Below are 16,727 nucleotides of genomic sequence, written 5' to 3' on the forward strand. Positions count from 1 at the left end.
CGGCTCATGTGGACCCGTCGTCCGGAGTCGGCTCTTCCTCCGTGTCGTTTCCCCGAGCACGGAGTTCGCGCATCCGACGGTGTACGGCCTCACGGAGGCTTTCCCCGCCGGAACCGGTCGGGGCGGGACCGGTCGGGGCGGGACCGTCGGGACGTTCCGCACCGGCTTCGAGCCGGTCGATCAGTTCATGCAGCTGATCGGCGCGGTCCTTGGCGCTCTTCTCGTTCGCGTTCTCGTTCTCGTCCTCAGCCACGGTGCGCCCTCCGTCTCCGGCGATCCGATGCCGACATCGCTTCCATTCTCCTACCACCGACGACCTGCTCCGGCTGTCCTACTCGCCGTCTTCCCACGTGCCCTCGACGACCGGATCGGCCTGTAGCTGTTCGATCCGGCCGCGCCATCCGTCGGCCCGGGAGGCGGTGGACTGCTTGACCGCCGCGGTCAACGTGCGGGCCGCCGCGAAACGATCGGACCGCGGACCGCTGCGGGCGATGCGCATGTTCGTCCCGGTGCGCGAATCGATGGCCGACCGGAGGCTTCCCGCCCGGGCCGTCAGCCGGCCGAGGTCGACGAACTCGGGCTCCTCGGTGCCGAACCAGACCTGCTGCCACCAGTGGTCACTGACCGGGTCGTGCCAGCTGATGTAGCCGCCGGGCAGAATCGTGCGGGGCCCGCCCAGCTTGCCGGTGAAGCTGTAGCGCACACCGGGTGCCGCGACCGGGTCGTAGAAGTTGGGCGTGAAGAAGTCCGACATCAGCAGACCGTTGATGGTGTAGCCGTTCTCCGGCGCCTCGGACGGATCGGCGACCTCCACCAGGAACTCCACCACTCCCTGGCCGGGCTTCAGGGACTGGCCGGCGACCAGGCGGTTGCCGCCGGGATCGGCGAGCATCTCAAGCATCTCGTGGCTGGCGGTGAGCGACCAGCTGTCGCTGTACTCGATGAGGGAGAAGGGCTGGCCGTTCTTGTCGAGGTGGACGCCGGCCGCCCCGTCCTGGTTGATGTCGTCCTTGACGATCATCGGCCAGTAGCCCACCGGGACGTCGTCGAGGTTGTCGAAGGCGTCGACGCTGGCCGGGATCTTCCAGATCGGGGAGAAGTCCCGCATCGCCTGCTTCTGCAGGGCGGCGGCCACCCGGTTGAGCTGCGAGGGGTTGATCCGGCGGGTCTCGGACACCAGAGCGAGCTGGGTGACGAGCATGGCTGGGCTCCTGTTCGGTCGGTGTGGGTGCGATCGCGCCGGACGACGAGGTCAGGTCAGCAGCCGGGCGAGCCGGGCGCCGTAGTCGGCGGGCAGGTTGGCCTCCTGGGCCAGGACCGTGCCGAAGGAGCTGTCGCCACTGGCGGTGAGGCCGTCGAGCCTGAGCGGGGTGAGAGCGCCGACCGCTGCCGTCACCGGTCCCAGTTCCGGCCCCGTACGGTGGGTGCGCCCGGCGGCAGACAGAGTCAGTCGCGGGCGCAACTCGGCCCCGGTCGGGGCGAGTTCGTCCAGTGCCAGCCGCCAGCGCAGACCCCCTGCGAGGGCCCCGGTCAGCGGCGCCGGCTGTGGAGGGCGGGCCGCGAGCGCGGGCAGGTCGGCCAGGGCGGTGGTCAGCCGATCGGTGGCCTCGGCCAGCGTCAGACCGGCGACAAGGGGATCACCGGCCGCGTCGTCCAGGTTGACGACCCGGTCGTCCGCCCCGGTCCCGGACACCTCTTCCAGTTCTCCGTCGGAGACCAAGGCGCCGACCAGGTCACGGAGTCCGTAGCGCGCGATGCCGTCGATGACGACCAGCTGGATGTCGGTGTCCCGGGCCTGCACGAGGGCGGTGTAGGGGTCGTCGGCCGTGCCGGCGGTGATCAACAGGTCGGCGCGCAGTCCGGGCCGGAGGGAACCGACGGCGTGTTCCCAGCGCAGGATCCGGGCCGCGTCCCGGGTGGCCATGGCCACCAGCTCGCGGTCACCGAGGTCCACCTCTCCGGCATCGGCGGCGAGCCGGGCGGCTTTGAGCTCACCGAGGAGACCCTTGCTGCCGGAGACCGACCAGTCCGAACCCAACCCGATGAGCACACCGGCCCGGCGGGCGGCGGCGATGTCGGCGGTCCGCCCGTACAGCAGCAGGTTCGACAACGGTGACCAGACCATCGAGGCGCCGTGGTCGGCGAGGATCTGGAAGTCCTCGGCCGCGAGCCCGGTGCAGTGAATGCCGACCAGGTTCTCGGTGATCGCCCAGCGGCCCTCCTCGATCCTGAGAGCGAGGAAGTGTTCCCGGGCCGCCTCGTCCGTGCCCTCGGCGAGATGGAGCAGCAGCCGGCGCGACTGCTTGAGACGCGCAAGGAACTTCTCGGCGTCCTCCGCCTCCACGTCGGCGATCCGGGAAGCGGCCTCCGGCAGTTCCGGATCGTCGGTCTCCTCCACGTTGCGGACGATTCCCCGGTACATCCGGCGCGCCCCGGCGTTGCTGAACAGGGCGATGCCCTGCGTGGTGGTGGTTCCGTTGACCAGCGCCTTGGCCTCGACGTAGCGGACGACGGCGGGCATCAGGTCCGGGTCTTCTCCGAGCACCCGCATGGGCCCGGTGACCAGGGTGCGATAGGCCGGATTCCCGCTGCCGCCCCACTGCGAGCGGTTGCCGTACCTCTTCGGCACGTTCCACAACGGCAGGACGTCGTAGGGCAGATGGTTGTGGAGCTCGATCAGTCCGGGATACACGGTGCCGCCGGTGACGACCGGAGCCACGTCTTCGAAGCCCCGCGGAGCCGGTGCCCCGGCGGGGAGTACGGCATCGATGCTCCGGCCGCCGACGTAGACGACGCCGTCGTCGAGCACCGTGTCGCTCTCGTCAAGGGTGACCACGCGTCCGCGCAGTGCGAAGCGGTGCGTCGTCGGGCCGTCGTTTCCAGGCGGCATGCGGCATCCTCTCGCCCGATCTCCCCGGAGACGTTCTGATCGGTGCCGCCACCTAACAGGCATAATGACGTAAAGTCACACATAATTACTTTAAGTCATCATTGATCCCTCGTATGGACCCGGAGGCCCGCATGCGTTCATTCGACCCCGGCTATGCCCACGCCCCGTACGCCGCCCTGGTCGGCGAGCACCCGGGGCCGGAGACTTATCCGCCGAGGGAATTCCGGGTGGAGTGGGGCCCGATCTTCCACCGGGGCCGGCTCGACGGCACGGCACGCGTCCTGGTCATCGGCCAGGACCCCGCCACCCATGAAGCCATCACCCGCCGCATCCTGGTCGGCACCGCGGGCCGCCGCTTCCAGGGCTTTCTCCACAAGCTCGGGATCGACACCAGCTATGTGCTGATCAACACCTACCTGTACAGCGTCTACGGCCAGCAGGCCGGCAACGCCCACGCCGACGATCCCGACATCGCGCGCTACCGCCACCGATGGCTCGACACCCTGGTCACCCACAACCGGATCGAAGCGGTCATCTCCTTGGGCGGACTGGCGAACACCGCCTTCGACATCTGGCGGAACGACTCCGACAGCGCCCCGTACGACGGGGCGCACGCGCACATCCTGCATCCCACCTACCCCGACAGCGCCTCGGCCTCCGGCACCGACTACCAGGTCGCCATGCGCCGCCTCCTGAAGAACTGGAACAGCGCGTTGACCACCCTGAGCGGGGCCGTCACACCGGACGTCCAACGCCCCCTGGATCTGTACGGCGAGGCCTTCACCCCCTCCGAACTGGCCGTGATCCCGGAGGCCGACCTCCCGGCCGGACTGCCCTCCTGGATGCGCTCCGACGAAACATGGGCCGCCCGCAAGGGAGCCGGAGCCGAGGAGAAACGCGCCACGATCGTCGTACGGATCCCCGAAGACGAGAGGCCCTTCTGAAGCCCTCGTCCGACCGCGACCGAACAGCTACGGAGAGTCACACTCAGTCATCCGATCTCACCTGCTCCTGGTTGACGCCAGAAGAGCCGCCCCATGAAGAAAACGCACACAAACCCGGCCACTTCAGGCCTATAGATCGGATGAATGTCGACGCCGACCGTTGACCCGACCTAATAATTGTGAATAGTTAGCGGCGACATCCCGTGTGTTCCTGTCGAAGGGACCTGCCGTGCCCTCTTCATCCCGTCGCGACTTCCTCCGTCTCACCGGCGCCGCCGGCGGCGGACTCGCCCTCTCGGGCGGCCTCTACCCGTTCACCGCGCACGCCGCCCCGGTCCGCCCGTCCAGCGTGGACCTGGTTCCGGAAGGCAGAGCCACCACCCTCTGGTACCGCACACCCGCCGTCGAGGCGAACATCATCCAGGAGGCCCTGCCGATCGGAAACGGCCGGCTGGGTGCGCTCGTCGGCTGCGACCCGGTGGACGACTTCGTCTACCTCACCGACGGTTCGTTCTGGACCGGCGGCCGTAACGACACCCTCACCGATGACGGACAACTGCCGTACGGCAAGGACGACTTCGGAAGCTTCGGACTGCTCGCCAAACTCCGCGTCGCGCTGCCCGGCCACACGGGCGACGCGATCAGCGACTACCGCCGCCAACTCGACCTGAGCAACGGCGTGGTGTCCGCCTCCTACCGCCACCGCGGTACTCGCTACCGCCGTGAGGTCTACATCAGCCACCCGGACGACGTGGTCGTCATCCGGCTCACCGGCGACGGCAAGCACACCGGTACGGTCTCGCTGCTCGGTACGCACGAGGAGAAGACGTCAGGTGAGAAAGGGCAGTTGTCCATCGCCGGGGCCCTCGGCAACGGCCTGCGCTACGCCGCCGCCGTGACCGCGACCGGCGACACCGGCAAGGTGCGCGTGGACGGCGACAAGATCGCCTTCTCCGACTGCCGCGAGGTGCTGATCGTGCTGTGCGGCGGCACCGACTACTCCCCCGACGCCGCGAAGAACTATCGCGAGCCCGGCACCGATCCCCTCGCCGTGGCCCGCGGCAAGGTGAGCGCCGCGGCGAAGGTGTCCGCCGGCAAGCTCCTCGACACGCACGTCGCGGACTACCAGCGGCTCTACAACCGGTTCACGCTGGACCTCGGCAAGTCGTCCTCGGTGCAGCGCTCGCTGGACTCCTGGTCGCGGATCGCGGTGCGGTACACCGACAGATCCACGCCGGACCCGGAACTGGAGGCCACGTACGTCCAGTTCGGCCGCTACCTCACCATCACCGGCTCCCGCGACTGGCTCCCGATGAACCTCCAGGGGCTCTGGGTGCACAACAACAACCCGGACTGGTACGCGGATTACCACACCGACATCAACGTCCAGATGAACTACTGGCTCGCCGACCCGGCCGGACTCGGCGAGAGCTCCCACGCCCTCGCCAGGTACTGCGTGTCCCAGCTGCCGGTCTGGACCGATGTCACCAAGCGGCTCTACAACAGCGAGAAGAACCGGTTCCGCAACAGTTCCGGGAAGATAGCCGGCTGGGCGATCGCGTTCTCCACCAACATCTACGGCGGCAGCGGCTGGGCCTGGCACCCGTCGGGCAACGCCTGGCTGTGCAACTCCCTCTGGAGGCACTACGAGTACAGCCAGGACCGCGACTACCTCGAACTGATATACCCGGTACTGAAGGGCGCGGCCGAGTTCTGGCAGGCACGGCTGATCACCACGAACGTCACCGATCCGGACGGGACCTCACGCGAGGTGCTGATCGACGATTCCTCCTGGTCGCCGGAGCACGGCCCGGACCGCAAGGGCAACACCTACGCCCAGGAACTGGCGTGGGAGCTCTTCGAGGAGTTCAAGGTGGCCTCCGCGACGCTGGACCGGGACGTGGAGCTCGCCGCCGACCTCGCGGCGATGCAGGACAGGCTCTACATGCCCAGGGTCAGCCCGAAGACCGGCTGGCTGGAGGAGTGGATGACCCCGGACAACCTCGGCGAGACCACGCACCGCCATCTGTCCCCGCTCATCGGCCTGTACCCCGGCGACAGGATCAGCGCCGACACCAGCCCCGCCGCACTGCTCGACGGCGTACGTGAGCTGCTCACCGCCCGTGGCATGGACAGTTACGGCTGGGCCTGCGCGTGGCGGTCGCTGTGCTGGTCGCGTCTGAAGGACGCGGAGAAGGCGTACCAGCTCTATCTGACGATTCTTCGGCCGTCGATCAGCAACGGCAACGGCACCTCGGCCAACTGGTTCGACATGTACAGCCAGGGCAGCTACACGATCTTCCAGATCGACGCGAACCTGGGCGGGGCCGCTGCCGCGCTGGAGATGATCCTCTACTCCCGCCCGGACGTGATCGAACTGCTGCCCGCGCTCCCCGACGCCTGGGCCGAGAAGGGCTCGGTGAGCGGAGTGGGAGCCCGGGGCGGCTTCGAGGTGGATCTGTCCTGGCGTAACGGCAGGGCGACGGAGGCCACGGTCCGCAGCGTCGGCGGTACGACGACGGAACTGCGCGCGGGCGACTTCCGCAAACGGATCAACCTGAAGCCCGGCAAGTCCGTGACGGTACGGATCTCCTGAAACGCGCCGGGCAGCCAGGTGGCGCGTGCCGCCTGACCCTTCGGACACCCGCGCGAGGGGGGCCGGCACGGTGCCGTGCCGGCCCCCTCCGCCGTACGGGCCCCGAGGAGACGCCGTACCTCGCGGAACGAGAGATCCTGTTCCACCGGTCAGGCCCTCGTGGACCCGTGTCACACCGTCAGCGCTGGAGTGTCAGCAGACCTGGACGGTAGGGCAGGAGGCCGTAGTCGCCGCCGGAGTTGGGGCTGCGCCCCTGGTAGAGCAGTTGCAGGTTGCAGGGGTCCACGGTCATGGTCTGGTCGGGGCTGCTGCGGAGCAGTTCGCCATGGCTGATGTCGTTGGTCCAGCCGGCGCCGCTGTTGGCCTTGCCGGCGAAGGGATTGCTCTCGGTCGCGGCCTGGGGTGTCCAGGAGCCGTTCAGATCGGTGGCCGTGAACGAGCGGAAGTAGCGGCCCTGCGAGCCGATCGCCTCGACGATCATGAGATAGCGGTTCTGGCCCTGAAGCTTGTAGACCTGCGGGGCTTCGAACAGATTGTTCACCGTATCGCTCATGACCACGGTCGAGGTCGTGCCGAAGCTGCCCGGGAAGTTCCCGATCGGCATAGCGGCCCGGTAGATCTTGCCGTTGTCACCGGCGAAGAACAGGTACATGTTCGTCCCGTCACCGATGAGGGCCTGGTCGATGGGTCCCGTTCCGGAGTCGGAGATGCTTCCGGAGAAGAGCACCTGCTGGGACGACCAGCCATTGGGGTTGGTGGGATCGCTCGACGTCCGGTAGGAGAAGGCGGTTCCGCCCCACTGGTAGGCGAGCACCCAGATGTTCTTCGGCGCGAAGTAGAAGAGCGTGGGCGCCACAGTGGACGCCGACATCGCGTTCTGGCTGGTCGAGGCCATCTCCGACCAGTTGGTGAACAGGCCGAAGTTCATCGAACCCCAGCTCGTCCCCGTGTCGTGCGTCGTCGCGTAGACGAGTTGCCTGCCGTTGTAGGGGGCCACGGTGAAGTCCTTGAGCGAGACCCATCCCGACCTGGGCTGAGCCAGCGCGCCCGTTGATGTCCAGCGGTATGCCGACGGAAGATCGCATGGGCCGGGGTTGTCGCCGCCGACCTTGACAAGCTGCCACTGCTGGTTGGCGCCGCCCCAGTCGTCGTACTGGACGATGTTCGCGCTGTCGGCGGTGGAGGCGCCTTGCACTTCGAGGGCCTTGTTGCTGTGGCGCGAGATCAACCTGACGTAGCCGTCCGAGCTGTCGGCCAGCCGCCACTGCTGGTTGGTGGCGTTCAGGTCGGTCCACTGGACGATCGGACCACCGTTCGCGGTGGACCAGTTGTGGACGTCCAGCACCTTGGCCGAGTGGCGGGACTTGACGCGGTAGTAGCCGCCTCCCGAATCGACGAACTGCCACTGCTGCTGGTACTGATCGTTCCTGGTCCACTGGGTGATCCGGGCGCCGTTGTCGGTCGCCATGTTGTACACGTCAAGCGCCTTGCCGCTGTTGCGGTTGACCAGCACGTACGAGGCGTTGGGGTCTACGGTCGCCGCGCCGGCGGGCTGGGCGCCGAGGAAGGCTGCCACCAGGAGCAGGGGCGCGAGGGCGGCGAGGAAGCGTCGTGGACGGACCGGGGACAGGTGGCGGAACCACATCGGTGGGGCTCCTTCGGTGGGGGCGGGGGCGAGGCGACCCGATGAACCGCGGAGGGCCGCGCCGGGTCCGGGATCTACTTCGAAAAGTTTCGGAAAGTTTTCCGATTCTCTGACGCCACAAGCTAGGAATACCGGGCGCTCCGGTCAAGCCCCGCCGTCGATCTGTCCATAAACAGCTCCCCTCCGTGGACCTTGAGAAGCTTCGCGCAGACCGGGAGAGCCCCCGCATGCGCGCCCTGGCCCGGATCCACCGCGTCCGCGGACGACGGCGGCGGGGACTCATCCGACCCCTCGGGGTCTCGGAAATTTTCGGGATCGAAACCGAAACTTTCTTTGCCGGGTGTATTGACGACCTCTCGGCAATGCCTCAATCATCTCCACCTGTGAGACACCGGTCGTAGTTCGGGATTTCGACCCCCGTTGGTTCCGGGCACATGCCGCACCGGCAGACCCGCCCACAACCGCGCGAAAAGATCCGGGCACGACGCACTCCCCGCGCTTCATCACTTCCGTGATTCCTACCCTGGAGGCAGAGCCATGGGCTTATTCGCCCTTCCCAGAACCGTCGTCCACCGGAAGCTCCGCGTCCTGCTGCTGGCGCTGCTCGTCGGCGTCCTCGGTACCGTCACCGCACTGAGCGCGCCGCCGAGAGCAGAAGCGGCCGAGGCCACGCTCGGTGCCGCGGCGGCGCAGAGCGGCCGGTACTTCGGCACCGCCATCGCCTCGGGCAGGCTGGGTGACTCGACGTACACGACGATCGCGAACCGTGAGTTCAACTCGGTGACGGCCGAGAACGAGATGAAGATCGACGCCACCGAACCGCAGCGGGGCCAGTTCAACTTCACCGCCGGTGACCGCGTCTACAACTGGGCGGTGCAGAACGGCAAGCAGGTGCGCGGCCACACCCTGGCCTGGCACTCCCAGCAGCCCGGCTGGATGCAGAGCCTCAGCGGCAGCACGCTGCGCCAGGCGATGATCGACCACATCAACGGCGTGATGGGCCACTACAAGGGCAAGATCGTCCAGTGGGACGTCGTGAACGAGGCCTTCGCCGACGGCAGTTCGGGAGCCCGGCGCGACTCCAACCTCCAGCGCACGGGCAACGACTGGATCGAGGTCGCCTTCCGCGCGGCGCGCGCGGCCGACCCGGCCGCCAAGCTCTGCTACAACGACTACAACGTCGAGGACTGGACCTGGGCCAAGACCCAGGCCATGTACGCCATGGTCCGAGACTTCAAGCAGCGCGGCGTGCCGATCGACTGCGTCGGCTTCCAGTCGCACTTCAACAGCGGCAGCCCCTACAACAGCAACTTCCGCACCACCCTGCAGAGCTTCGCCGCCCTCGGCGTCGACGTGGCCATCACCGAGCTCGACATCCAGGGTGCCTCGGGGACGACCTACGCCAACGTGACCAACGACTGCCTGGCCGTCCCGCGCTGCCTGGGCATCACCGTCTGGGGTGTGCGCGACAGCGACTCCTGGCGCCCGGAGCACACGCCGCTGCTGTTCAACAGCGACGGCAGCAAGAAGGCCGCCTACACCTCCGTCCTCAACGCACTCAACGGCGGCTCCACCACGCCCCCCACCGGTTCCGGACCGATCAGGGGCGTCGGTTCGGGCCGCTGCCTCGACGTACCCAACGCGAGCACCACCGACGGCACCCGGGTCAACCTCTGGGACTGCCACAGCGGAACACAACAGCAGTGGACCCACACCGACGCCGGCGAGTTCAGGGTCTACGGCAACAAGTGCCTGGACGCCGCCGGCACCGGCAACGGCGCCCAGGTCCAGATCTACAGCTGCTGGGGCGGCGACAACCAGAAGTGGCGCCTCAACTCCGACGGATCCATCGTCGGGGTCCAGTCCGGCCTCTGCCTCGACGCCGTCGGAGCCGGCACCGGCAACGGAACCCAGATCCAGCTCTACTCCTGCTCGAACGGCAGCAACCAACGCTGGACCCACAGCTGAGAGGACCTGCCGCGGACGGAAGGGCGAACCGCTGAGAACGAGGCCGCGACGGCGGACACCGATGCCTGACACGTCCCGGTACCCCACCGACCGGACCGGCCCCACAGCCCACCCCGCGACCCAGAACATCGAGAACCACCCCGCCCCCGCCGCGGTGAATCCCGAATTCACCCCGGCGGGGGCCCACGACGCCGCCCAACTACCCAGCCGCCCGCCGGACCACGCCCCCGGTGCGGCGGAGCCTCTTGCCGACACAGGCGCCTCCCCCCTGAAGCAGCGGGTCAGGCGTCCTTCTTCACCGGCTCCAGGATCGCCACGCACTCCACGTGGTGCGTCATCGGGAACAGGTCGAACGCGCGCAGCGTCCTCGGCTTGTAGCCCGCCGTGCGGAAGTACGCCAGGTCGCGTGCCAGTGCCGCCGGGTCGCAGGCCACGTAGGCGATGCGGCGGGCGCCCAGCGACGCGAGGTGGGTGACGACCTGTTTGCCCGCGCCCGCGCGTGGGGGGTCGAGGACGATCAGGTCCGTCTCGGTGATCTGGGTGCGGGGCAGGACCGCGTCGACCTTGCCGTGTTCGACGCGGACCCGGGGCAGGTCCTGGAGGTTGTACTGGGCGTCCTCCGCCGCTCGCCGGCCCGACTCGATGCCCAGCACCGCGCCCGTCTCGCCCACGCGTTGGGCGATCGCCCCGGCGAAGAGGCCCACCCCGCAGTAGAGGTCGAGGGCCGTCTCGCCCTTGCGGGGCATCAGGCCCTGCATCACCGCCTCCACCAGGACCTCGGGGGCCTTCGGGTGGACCTGCCAGAAGCCGCCCATGCCGATGCGCCAGGTGCGGTCGTCGGCGCGTTCGCGGACGAAGGCGCGGCCGTGGACGCGGTGCACTCCCCCGTCGTGCTCCTCGATCCGCAGGACTGACACCGGCTTGTCGAGCTCGACCAGCGGGAGCCTGCCGCCCTTGACGGGGGCGAGGATCACCTGGCGGTCGCCGGAGCCGGAGGCCGCGATCGCCTCGACCGAGGCCAGCTGGGGCCATTCACGCTTCTCTACGCCGAGTTCACTGACGCCCGCCGAGGCGATCATGCAGTGGTCGACGGGCTGTACCTCGTGCGAGCGGTGCTTGCGCAGTCCCGCCCGGCCGTCGGCGTCGACGGCGTACTGCACGCGCGTACGCCACTGGGGCACCTCACCGGCGGGCAGCTTGTCGCCGGGCGCGGGCATGACCGTGCCGTCCCAGCCCGCCTCCTCCGGGGTGAGCCCGGCCAGCCGCTGGAGCTGCTCCGCGATGACCTCGCCCTTGAGGCGCCGCTGAGCGCCGGGCTTGGCGTGCTGCCAGTCGCAGCCGCCGCACATGCCGGGACCCGCGTACGGGCAGGGCGCCTCGACGCGGTCCTTGGAGGCGTCCAGGATCTCGACCGCGTCGGCCCGCAGATAGCGCGAGCTCTCGTCGCCGTCGGTCACGCGGGCGACGATCCTCTCGCCGGGCAGCGCGTGCCGTACGAAGAGCACCCGGCCCTCGTCGGTGCGGGCGACGCAGTGGCCGCCGTGCGCGACGGGACCGACCTCGACCTCGTACTCCCGCCCGACCAGCGAAGCCTGCTCAGGAGCCGGGGCCTGCTGGGGAGCCGGCGCCTGCTCCGAAGGCTGCGGTTCTGTCTGCATGAGGGGCTGTGCTCCAAAAGGTCGGAGGCGGACGGCAGCCAGCCAGTCTACGTGCGGGCGGCGCCGGCCATCGCCACACCGAGTGCCTCAGGGCTTCTCGGTCGGTTCCTTCGCCCCCGGCTCCTTCTTCGCCCGCGTGTCCACCGGCCCCCGCCGTACCGCGCCCGGCGCGTTCCACTCCGCGCGGCGCCTCGCCCTCTTCTTCGCGACCTCGGAGGACTCCAGCTGGTACGGCACCGAGGTCACCATCACGCCCGGTGTGAAGAGCAGCCGCCCCTTGAGCCGTAGCGCGCTCTGGTTGTGGAGCACCTGCTCGAACCAGCGGCCGACCACGTACTCCGGGATGAAGATGCTGATCACATCGCGCGGATTCTCGGTGCGCAGACTCCGCACGTACTCTATGACCGGCCGTGTGATCTCCCGGTACGGGGAGTCGAGGATCTTCAGCGGCACATTGATACAGCGCCGCTCCCACTCGTCCCTGAGCTGCTTCGTCTCGGCGGGGTCGACATTGATGCTGAGCGCCTCCAGCCGGTCCGAGCGGGTCAGCTTGGCGAACGCCAGGGCCCGCAGCGTGGGCTTGTGCAGCTTGGAGACCAGGACGATGGTGTGCACGCGGGACGGCCGTACGCCGTCGTCGCCGGGGCTCTCGGCCGCGGCGATCTCCCGCGCCACATGGTCGTAGTGCCGGCGGATCGCGGTCATCGTCCCGTAGAAGATCACCATGCCGAGCAGGGCGACCCACGCGCCGTGCGTGAACTTGGTGGCGAGGACGACGATCAGGACCAGCCCGGTGAAGAAGGCGCCGAAGGCGTTGATCGCGCGGGAGCGGATCATATGGCGGCGCTTGGCCCTGTCCCGCTCGGTGCGCAGATGGCGGTTCCAGTGCCGGACCATGCCCGTCTGGCTGAGGGTGAAGGAGACGAAGACACCGACGATGTAGAGCTGGATCAGCTTGGTCGAGTCCGCCCCGTACACCCAGACCAGCAGGATGGCGGCGCCGGCCAGCAGCACGATGCCGTTGGAGAAGGCGAGGCGGTCGCCGCGGGTGTGGAGCTGGCGCGGCAGGTAGCGGTCCTGCGCGAGGATCGAGCCGAGGAGCGGGAAGCCGTTGTACGCGGTGTTGGCGGCGAGGAACAGCACGAGCGCGGTGGCCGCGGCGAGCAGGACGAAGAAGAAGGTGTCCGAGCCGAAGACGGCGGCGGCGACCTGGCTGATGACCGGGTTCTGGACGTAGCCGTCGCCGACGGGCACCCCGTCGCGCAGCAGGTCCTTGCCGGGGAACTCGGCCATCTTCACGTCGGTGGCCATCGCCAGGACGATGATGCCGCAGAACATGGTGACGGCGAGGGTGCCCATCAGGGCCAGGGTCGTGGCGGCGTTCCTGCTCTTGGGCTTACGGAAGGCGGGGACGCCGTTGCTGATGGCCTCGACGCCGGTGAGGGCCGCGCAGCCGGAGGAGAACGCGCGCAGCAGCAGGAAGACGAGGGCGAAACCGGCGAGGCCGCTCTCCTCCGCCTTGATCTCGAAGTGGGCGGTCGGCGCCCGCATGGTGTCGTTGAGCACGAGCCCGCGGTAGGCGCCCCAGGCGATCATGATGAAGACGCCGGTGACGAAGATGTACGTGGGGATGGCGAAGAGCTTGCCCGACTCCCTGACGCCGCGAAGGTTCATCAGCGTCAGGATGACGATTATCCCCACCGCGCACATGATCTTGTTCTCGATGACGAAGGGGATCGCCGAGCCGAGATTCTCCACGCCGGAGGAGATGGAGACGGCCACCGTCAGGACGTAGTCGACGAGCAGCGCGCTCGCGACGGTCAGACCGGCCTTGGGGCCGAGGTTGGTGTTGGCCACCTCGTAGTCACCGCCGCCGCTCGGGTAGGCGTGCACGTTCTGCCGGTAGGAGGCGACGACGGTGAACATCAGGACCACGACGGCCAGTGCGATCCACGGGCTGAAGTGGTACGCCGACGCGCCCGCGATGGAGAGCACCAGAAGGACTTCCCCCGGCGCGTAGGCCACCGAGGAAAGCGGGTCGGACGCGAAGACAGGTAGTGCGATGCGTTTCGGAAGGAGCGTTTCTCCCAGCCTGTCGCTACGCAGCGCCCTGCCGATCAGGATCCGTTTCGGCACGTCGGTCAGTTTCGGCACGTTGAGGATCGTAAGCCGTCCCACGTGCGGCGTAGCAAGCACCACCCCGCCCGGAGAGGGCCGGAGGCCCGGCGCCCCGCCAGTGTCACGGTCGGCGACGCGGGGACTCCGGAAAGGCGTCGGACAGGCTCCGTCGCACGCGCTCCCGACGACCTCTCCGCGAGTCGAGCCGCCGGCAGGACCCCCACCCCCGCGTCGGCGCCGTCGACCGTCCGTACGGCTTCACGCGGTGCCCCTGGGGGCTACCCGACCTCGCGCATCATCCTCTCCATCGACGTGATCGCGCCGCGCGCCTGGGTGAGTTCGTCGACCGTGCGGCGGTGCAACTCGACGTTGTCCTCCAGCAGTTGCGCGTACTTCACGGCGAGCTGCTTGTACTGCTCCTCGCGCGCCGCCAGCATCCGCGCGCGCCAGGTCGCCGCGACCTGCCAGACGACCACGATGAGGAACAGGAAGACACCGCCGGCCCCGATCGCTCCGGCCAGGTCCGTAAAGCCCGAATCGTTCATTTCGCGGACTCCTTCATGCTCGTTCTCTCCTCTTCGGGCAGCGTCAGCGCCGCTGTCGCGACGGACTGCGGGGTCAGGGCGAAACAGAAAGGTGTCAATTCGAAGTACTTCATCGACTTGCCGCTCTCGGACAGCTCCAGCGACCCGACGACGAGCCCGGCCGCCTCCAGCCGCTGGAGATGCATGTGCAGCAGCGGGCGGCCGATGCCGAGTTCGCGGGCGAGCCTGCTGACGTAGTTACGGCCCCCCAGGAGCGCGCCGACGATCCGCATACGGTGCGGATTGCCCAGCGCCCCGAGCACTCTCAGCAGCTCTTCGCCGGTCGGGACCTCTGGCAACGCAGCCCCCTTCATGAGCACCTGTCAGAGAAGACTGACAGTGGGCGTTCGGACCTGTCAAAGAAACCTGACACATATCAGGGTGCGCTGAGGGTAACTCGGGGTCGTCTCGGGGTGTCCCCCGGCGCCTCCCCGACACGGGTGACGGCAGGTCGGACAGGGACGCATAAGCTCAGTCCCGGGCGGCGCCCCGTACGGTTGTCCCCGTCCGTGGCCCGGCGCCCGGAGAAAGAAGAGTGAACCAGGTGTTTACGCAGGTCAGCTCGGCGAACAGGACTGCGGGGTAAAGAGGACGTGCACATCGTCATCATGGGCTGCGGCCGAGTGGGAGCCGCACTCGCCACCAGCCTGGAGAGGCAGGGGCACACGGTCGCCGTCATCGACCAGGACCCCACGGCGTTCCGCCGGCTCGGCTCCGGCTTCGGCGGGCGGCGCGTCAACGGCGTCGGCTTCGACCAGGACACCCTGCGCGACGCGGGCATCGAGGACGCGGGCGCGTTCGCCGCGGTGAGCAGCGGCGACAACTCGAACATCATCGCCGCCCGGGTCGCCCGCGAGATGTTCGGCATCGAGAACGTGGCGGCGCGCATCTACGACCCCCGGCGCGCCGAGGTCTACCAGCGGCTCGGCATCCCCACCGTGGCCACCGTCCGCTGGACCGCCGACCAGATGCTGCGACGGCTCCTGCCGTCCGGCGCGGAGCCGCTGTGGCGCGACCCGAGCGGAGGCGTACAGCTCGCCGAGGTCCACGCGTCGCCCGCCTGGATCGGCCAGAAGATCAGCACCCTCCAGGAGGAGACGGGCGTCCGCGTCGCGTTCCTCACCCGGCTCGGCGAGGCCATACTGCCGACGTCGCAGACGGTGCTCCAGGAGGGCGATCTCGTCCACGTGATGATGCGTACGGACGACATCCAGAAGGTCGAGGCGTCTTTCGCCGAGGGCCCTGAGGAGGGCGGTCACTGATGCGCGTCGCGATTGCCGGAGCAGGCGCGGTGGGTCGTTCCATCGCTGGCGAGCTGCTGGAGAACGGCCACGAGGTCCTGCTGATCGACAAGGCGCCCACCGCGATCTCGGTCGAGCGGGTGCCGATGGCGGAGTGGCTGCTGGCCGACGCCTGCGAGATCACCTCGCTCGACGAGGCGGCGCTCCAGCGCTGCAACGTCGTCATCGCGGCGACCGGCGACGACAAGGTCAATCTGGTCGTCTCGCTGCTGGCCAAGACGGAGTACGGCGTACCGAGGGTGGTCGCCCGCGTCAACAACCCGAAGAACGAGTGGCTGTTCAACGAGTCGTGGGGCGTCGACGTCGCGGTGTCGACCCCGCGTCTGATGTCGGCGCTGGTGGAAGAGGCGGTGAGCGTCGGCGATCTCGTGCGGCTGCTGCGCTTCAGCCACGGCGACGCGAACCTGGTGGAGCTGACGCTGCCGCCGGAGTCGGCGGTGACCGGGACGCAGGTCGGGGACGTGACCTGGCCGGAGGACACGTCGCTGGTGACGATCATCCGGGGCTCGCGGGTGCTGACGCCGCACGCGGAGGAGACGCTGGAAGCCGGGGACGAGCTGCTGTTCGTGGCGGCGCAGGCCCGGGAGGAACAACTGGAGGACCTGCTGTCGGTCCGCCGCGAGGACGCGTGACGCTGGGCGCTGTGCCGGTGCGGGGGCGGGTGCCGGTGGCTGCCGGGTGCCGCGGGGTCGCCTGCGGCGGGCTGTGCGGGTTGCGGTCGGGTGCCGGGTGCCGCGTGGGCCTGCGGCGCTGTGTGGGTTGCGGTGGTTGCCGGGTGCCCGCGGGGTCGCCTGCGGCGGGCTGCGCGGGTTGCGGTCGGGTGCCGCGTGGGCCTGCGGCGCTGTGTGGGTTGCGGTGGTTGCCGGGTGCCCGCGGGGTCGCCTGCGGCGGGCTGGCTGGTTCGCCTGCGGGTTCGTGGCGGGTTGGGGTTGGCCTCAAGCGCCGGCCGGGCTGGGGGTGGTCCCGGTGGTTGCCGGGTGCCCGCGGGGTCGCCTGCGACGGGCTGGCCGGTTCGCGTGCGGG

At 68.9% G+C, this 16,727-nt stretch carries 13 protein-coding genes; 5 read left to right on the top strand and 8 right to left on the bottom strand.

What is annotated here, in order from left to right; genetic code table 11:
* Nucleotides 1-4 precede the first annotated feature (4 nt).
* From ACFWU9_RS31755 to ACFWU9_RS31765, 3 genes are all read right to left on the bottom strand, one after another.
* Nucleotides 5-253: a hypothetical protein gene (locus ACFWU9_RS31755; RefSeq protein WP_384324527.1), complete on the bottom strand. Its 249-nt coding sequence runs from the start codon at nt 251-253 to the stop codon at nt 5-7.
* A gap of 78 nt (nt 254-331) precedes the next feature.
* Entirely contained in the window at nt 332-1,201 is an 870-nt protein-coding gene (locus tag ACFWU9_RS31760; RefSeq protein ID WP_384324528.1) for a hypothetical protein, read from the bottom strand.
* A gap of 51 nt (nt 1,202-1,252) precedes the next feature.
* The gene (locus ACFWU9_RS31765) at nt 1,253-2,890 is read right to left on the bottom strand and encodes an amidohydrolase family protein (RefSeq protein ID WP_384324529.1); all 1,638 of its coding nucleotides are present in this window, start codon (nt 2,888-2,890) and stop codon (nt 1,253-1,255) included.
* A gap of 131 nt (nt 2,891-3,021) precedes the next feature.
* On the opposite strand from ACFWU9_RS31765, the gene ACFWU9_RS31770 reads away from it, so the two are divergent.
* Both ACFWU9_RS31770 and ACFWU9_RS31775 read left to right on the top strand, forming a co-directional pair.
* A complete protein-coding gene (locus ACFWU9_RS31770; protein ID WP_384324530.1) occupies nt 3,022-3,834 on the top strand; it encodes a uracil-DNA glycosylase family protein in 813 nt (270 codons plus the stop codon).
* A 229-nt stretch (nt 3,835-4,063) separates the two neighbouring features.
* Nucleotides 4,064-6,430 carry a glycoside hydrolase N-terminal domain-containing protein gene (locus ACFWU9_RS31775; protein WP_384324531.1) on the top strand — a complete coding sequence of 789 codons (2,367 nt, stop codon included), beginning with the start codon at nt 4,064-4,066 and terminating at the stop codon, nt 6,428-6,430.
* 178 nt (nt 6,431-6,608) lie between these two features.
* On the opposite strand, the gene ACFWU9_RS31780 is transcribed toward ACFWU9_RS31775, so the two are convergent.
* The gene (locus ACFWU9_RS31780) at nt 6,609-8,075 is read right to left on the bottom strand and encodes a non-reducing end alpha-L-arabinofuranosidase family hydrolase (protein ID WP_384324532.1); all 1,467 of its coding nucleotides are present in this window, start codon (nt 8,073-8,075) and stop codon (nt 6,609-6,611) included.
* 537 nt (nt 8,076-8,612) lie between these two features.
* Here ACFWU9_RS31780 and ACFWU9_RS31785 point away from each other — a divergent pair.
* Entirely contained in the window at nt 8,613-10,043 is a 1,431-nt protein-coding gene (locus tag ACFWU9_RS31785; RefSeq protein ID WP_384324533.1) for an endo-1,4-beta-xylanase, read from the top strand.
* Between the two features lie 281 nt (nt 10,044-10,324).
* On the opposite strand, the gene ACFWU9_RS31790 is transcribed toward ACFWU9_RS31785, so the two are convergent.
* The 4 genes from ACFWU9_RS31790 to ACFWU9_RS31805 form a co-directional block, all read right to left on the bottom strand.
* Nucleotides 10,325-11,701, bottom strand: coding sequence for a class I SAM-dependent RNA methyltransferase (locus ACFWU9_RS31790; protein WP_384324534.1), 1,377 nt, complete (start codon nt 11,699-11,701; stop codon nt 10,325-10,327).
* 87 nt (nt 11,702-11,788) lie between these two features.
* Nucleotides 11,789-13,855 carry an APC family permease gene (locus ACFWU9_RS31795; protein WP_384324535.1) on the bottom strand — a complete coding sequence of 689 codons (2,067 nt, stop codon included), beginning with the start codon at nt 13,853-13,855 and terminating at the stop codon, nt 11,789-11,791.
* Between the two features lie 242 nt (nt 13,856-14,097).
* Nucleotides 14,098-14,364, bottom strand: a complete 267-nt coding sequence (locus ACFWU9_RS31800) for a hypothetical protein (protein ID WP_384324536.1) — start codon at nt 14,362-14,364, stop codon at nt 14,098-14,100.
* Nucleotides 14,361-14,717, bottom strand: coding sequence for an ArsR/SmtB family transcription factor (locus ACFWU9_RS31805; RefSeq protein WP_384324537.1), 357 nt, complete (start codon nt 14,715-14,717; stop codon nt 14,361-14,363). The genes ACFWU9_RS31800 and ACFWU9_RS31805 overlap by 4 nt, the downstream gene beginning before the upstream one ends.
* Nucleotides 14,718-14,996: 279 nt before the next feature.
* Here ACFWU9_RS31805 and ACFWU9_RS31810 point away from each other — a divergent pair, with 279 nt between their 5' ends.
* Nucleotides 14,997-15,665: a potassium channel family protein gene (locus ACFWU9_RS31810; protein WP_384324538.1), complete on the top strand. Its 669-nt coding sequence runs from the start codon at nt 14,997-14,999 to the stop codon at nt 15,663-15,665.
* Nucleotides 15,665-16,336, top strand: a complete 672-nt coding sequence (locus ACFWU9_RS31815; RefSeq protein WP_023538137.1) for a TrkA family potassium uptake protein — start codon at nt 15,665-15,667, stop codon at nt 16,334-16,336. Before ACFWU9_RS31810 ends, ACFWU9_RS31815 begins: the two co-directional genes overlap by 1 nt.
* Nucleotides 16,337-16,727 lie beyond the last annotated feature (391 nt).

Source organism: Streptomyces sp. NPDC058653, assembly GCF_042716895.1.
Classification (GTDB): Bacteria; Actinomycetota; Actinomycetes; order Streptomycetales; family Streptomycetaceae; genus Streptomyces.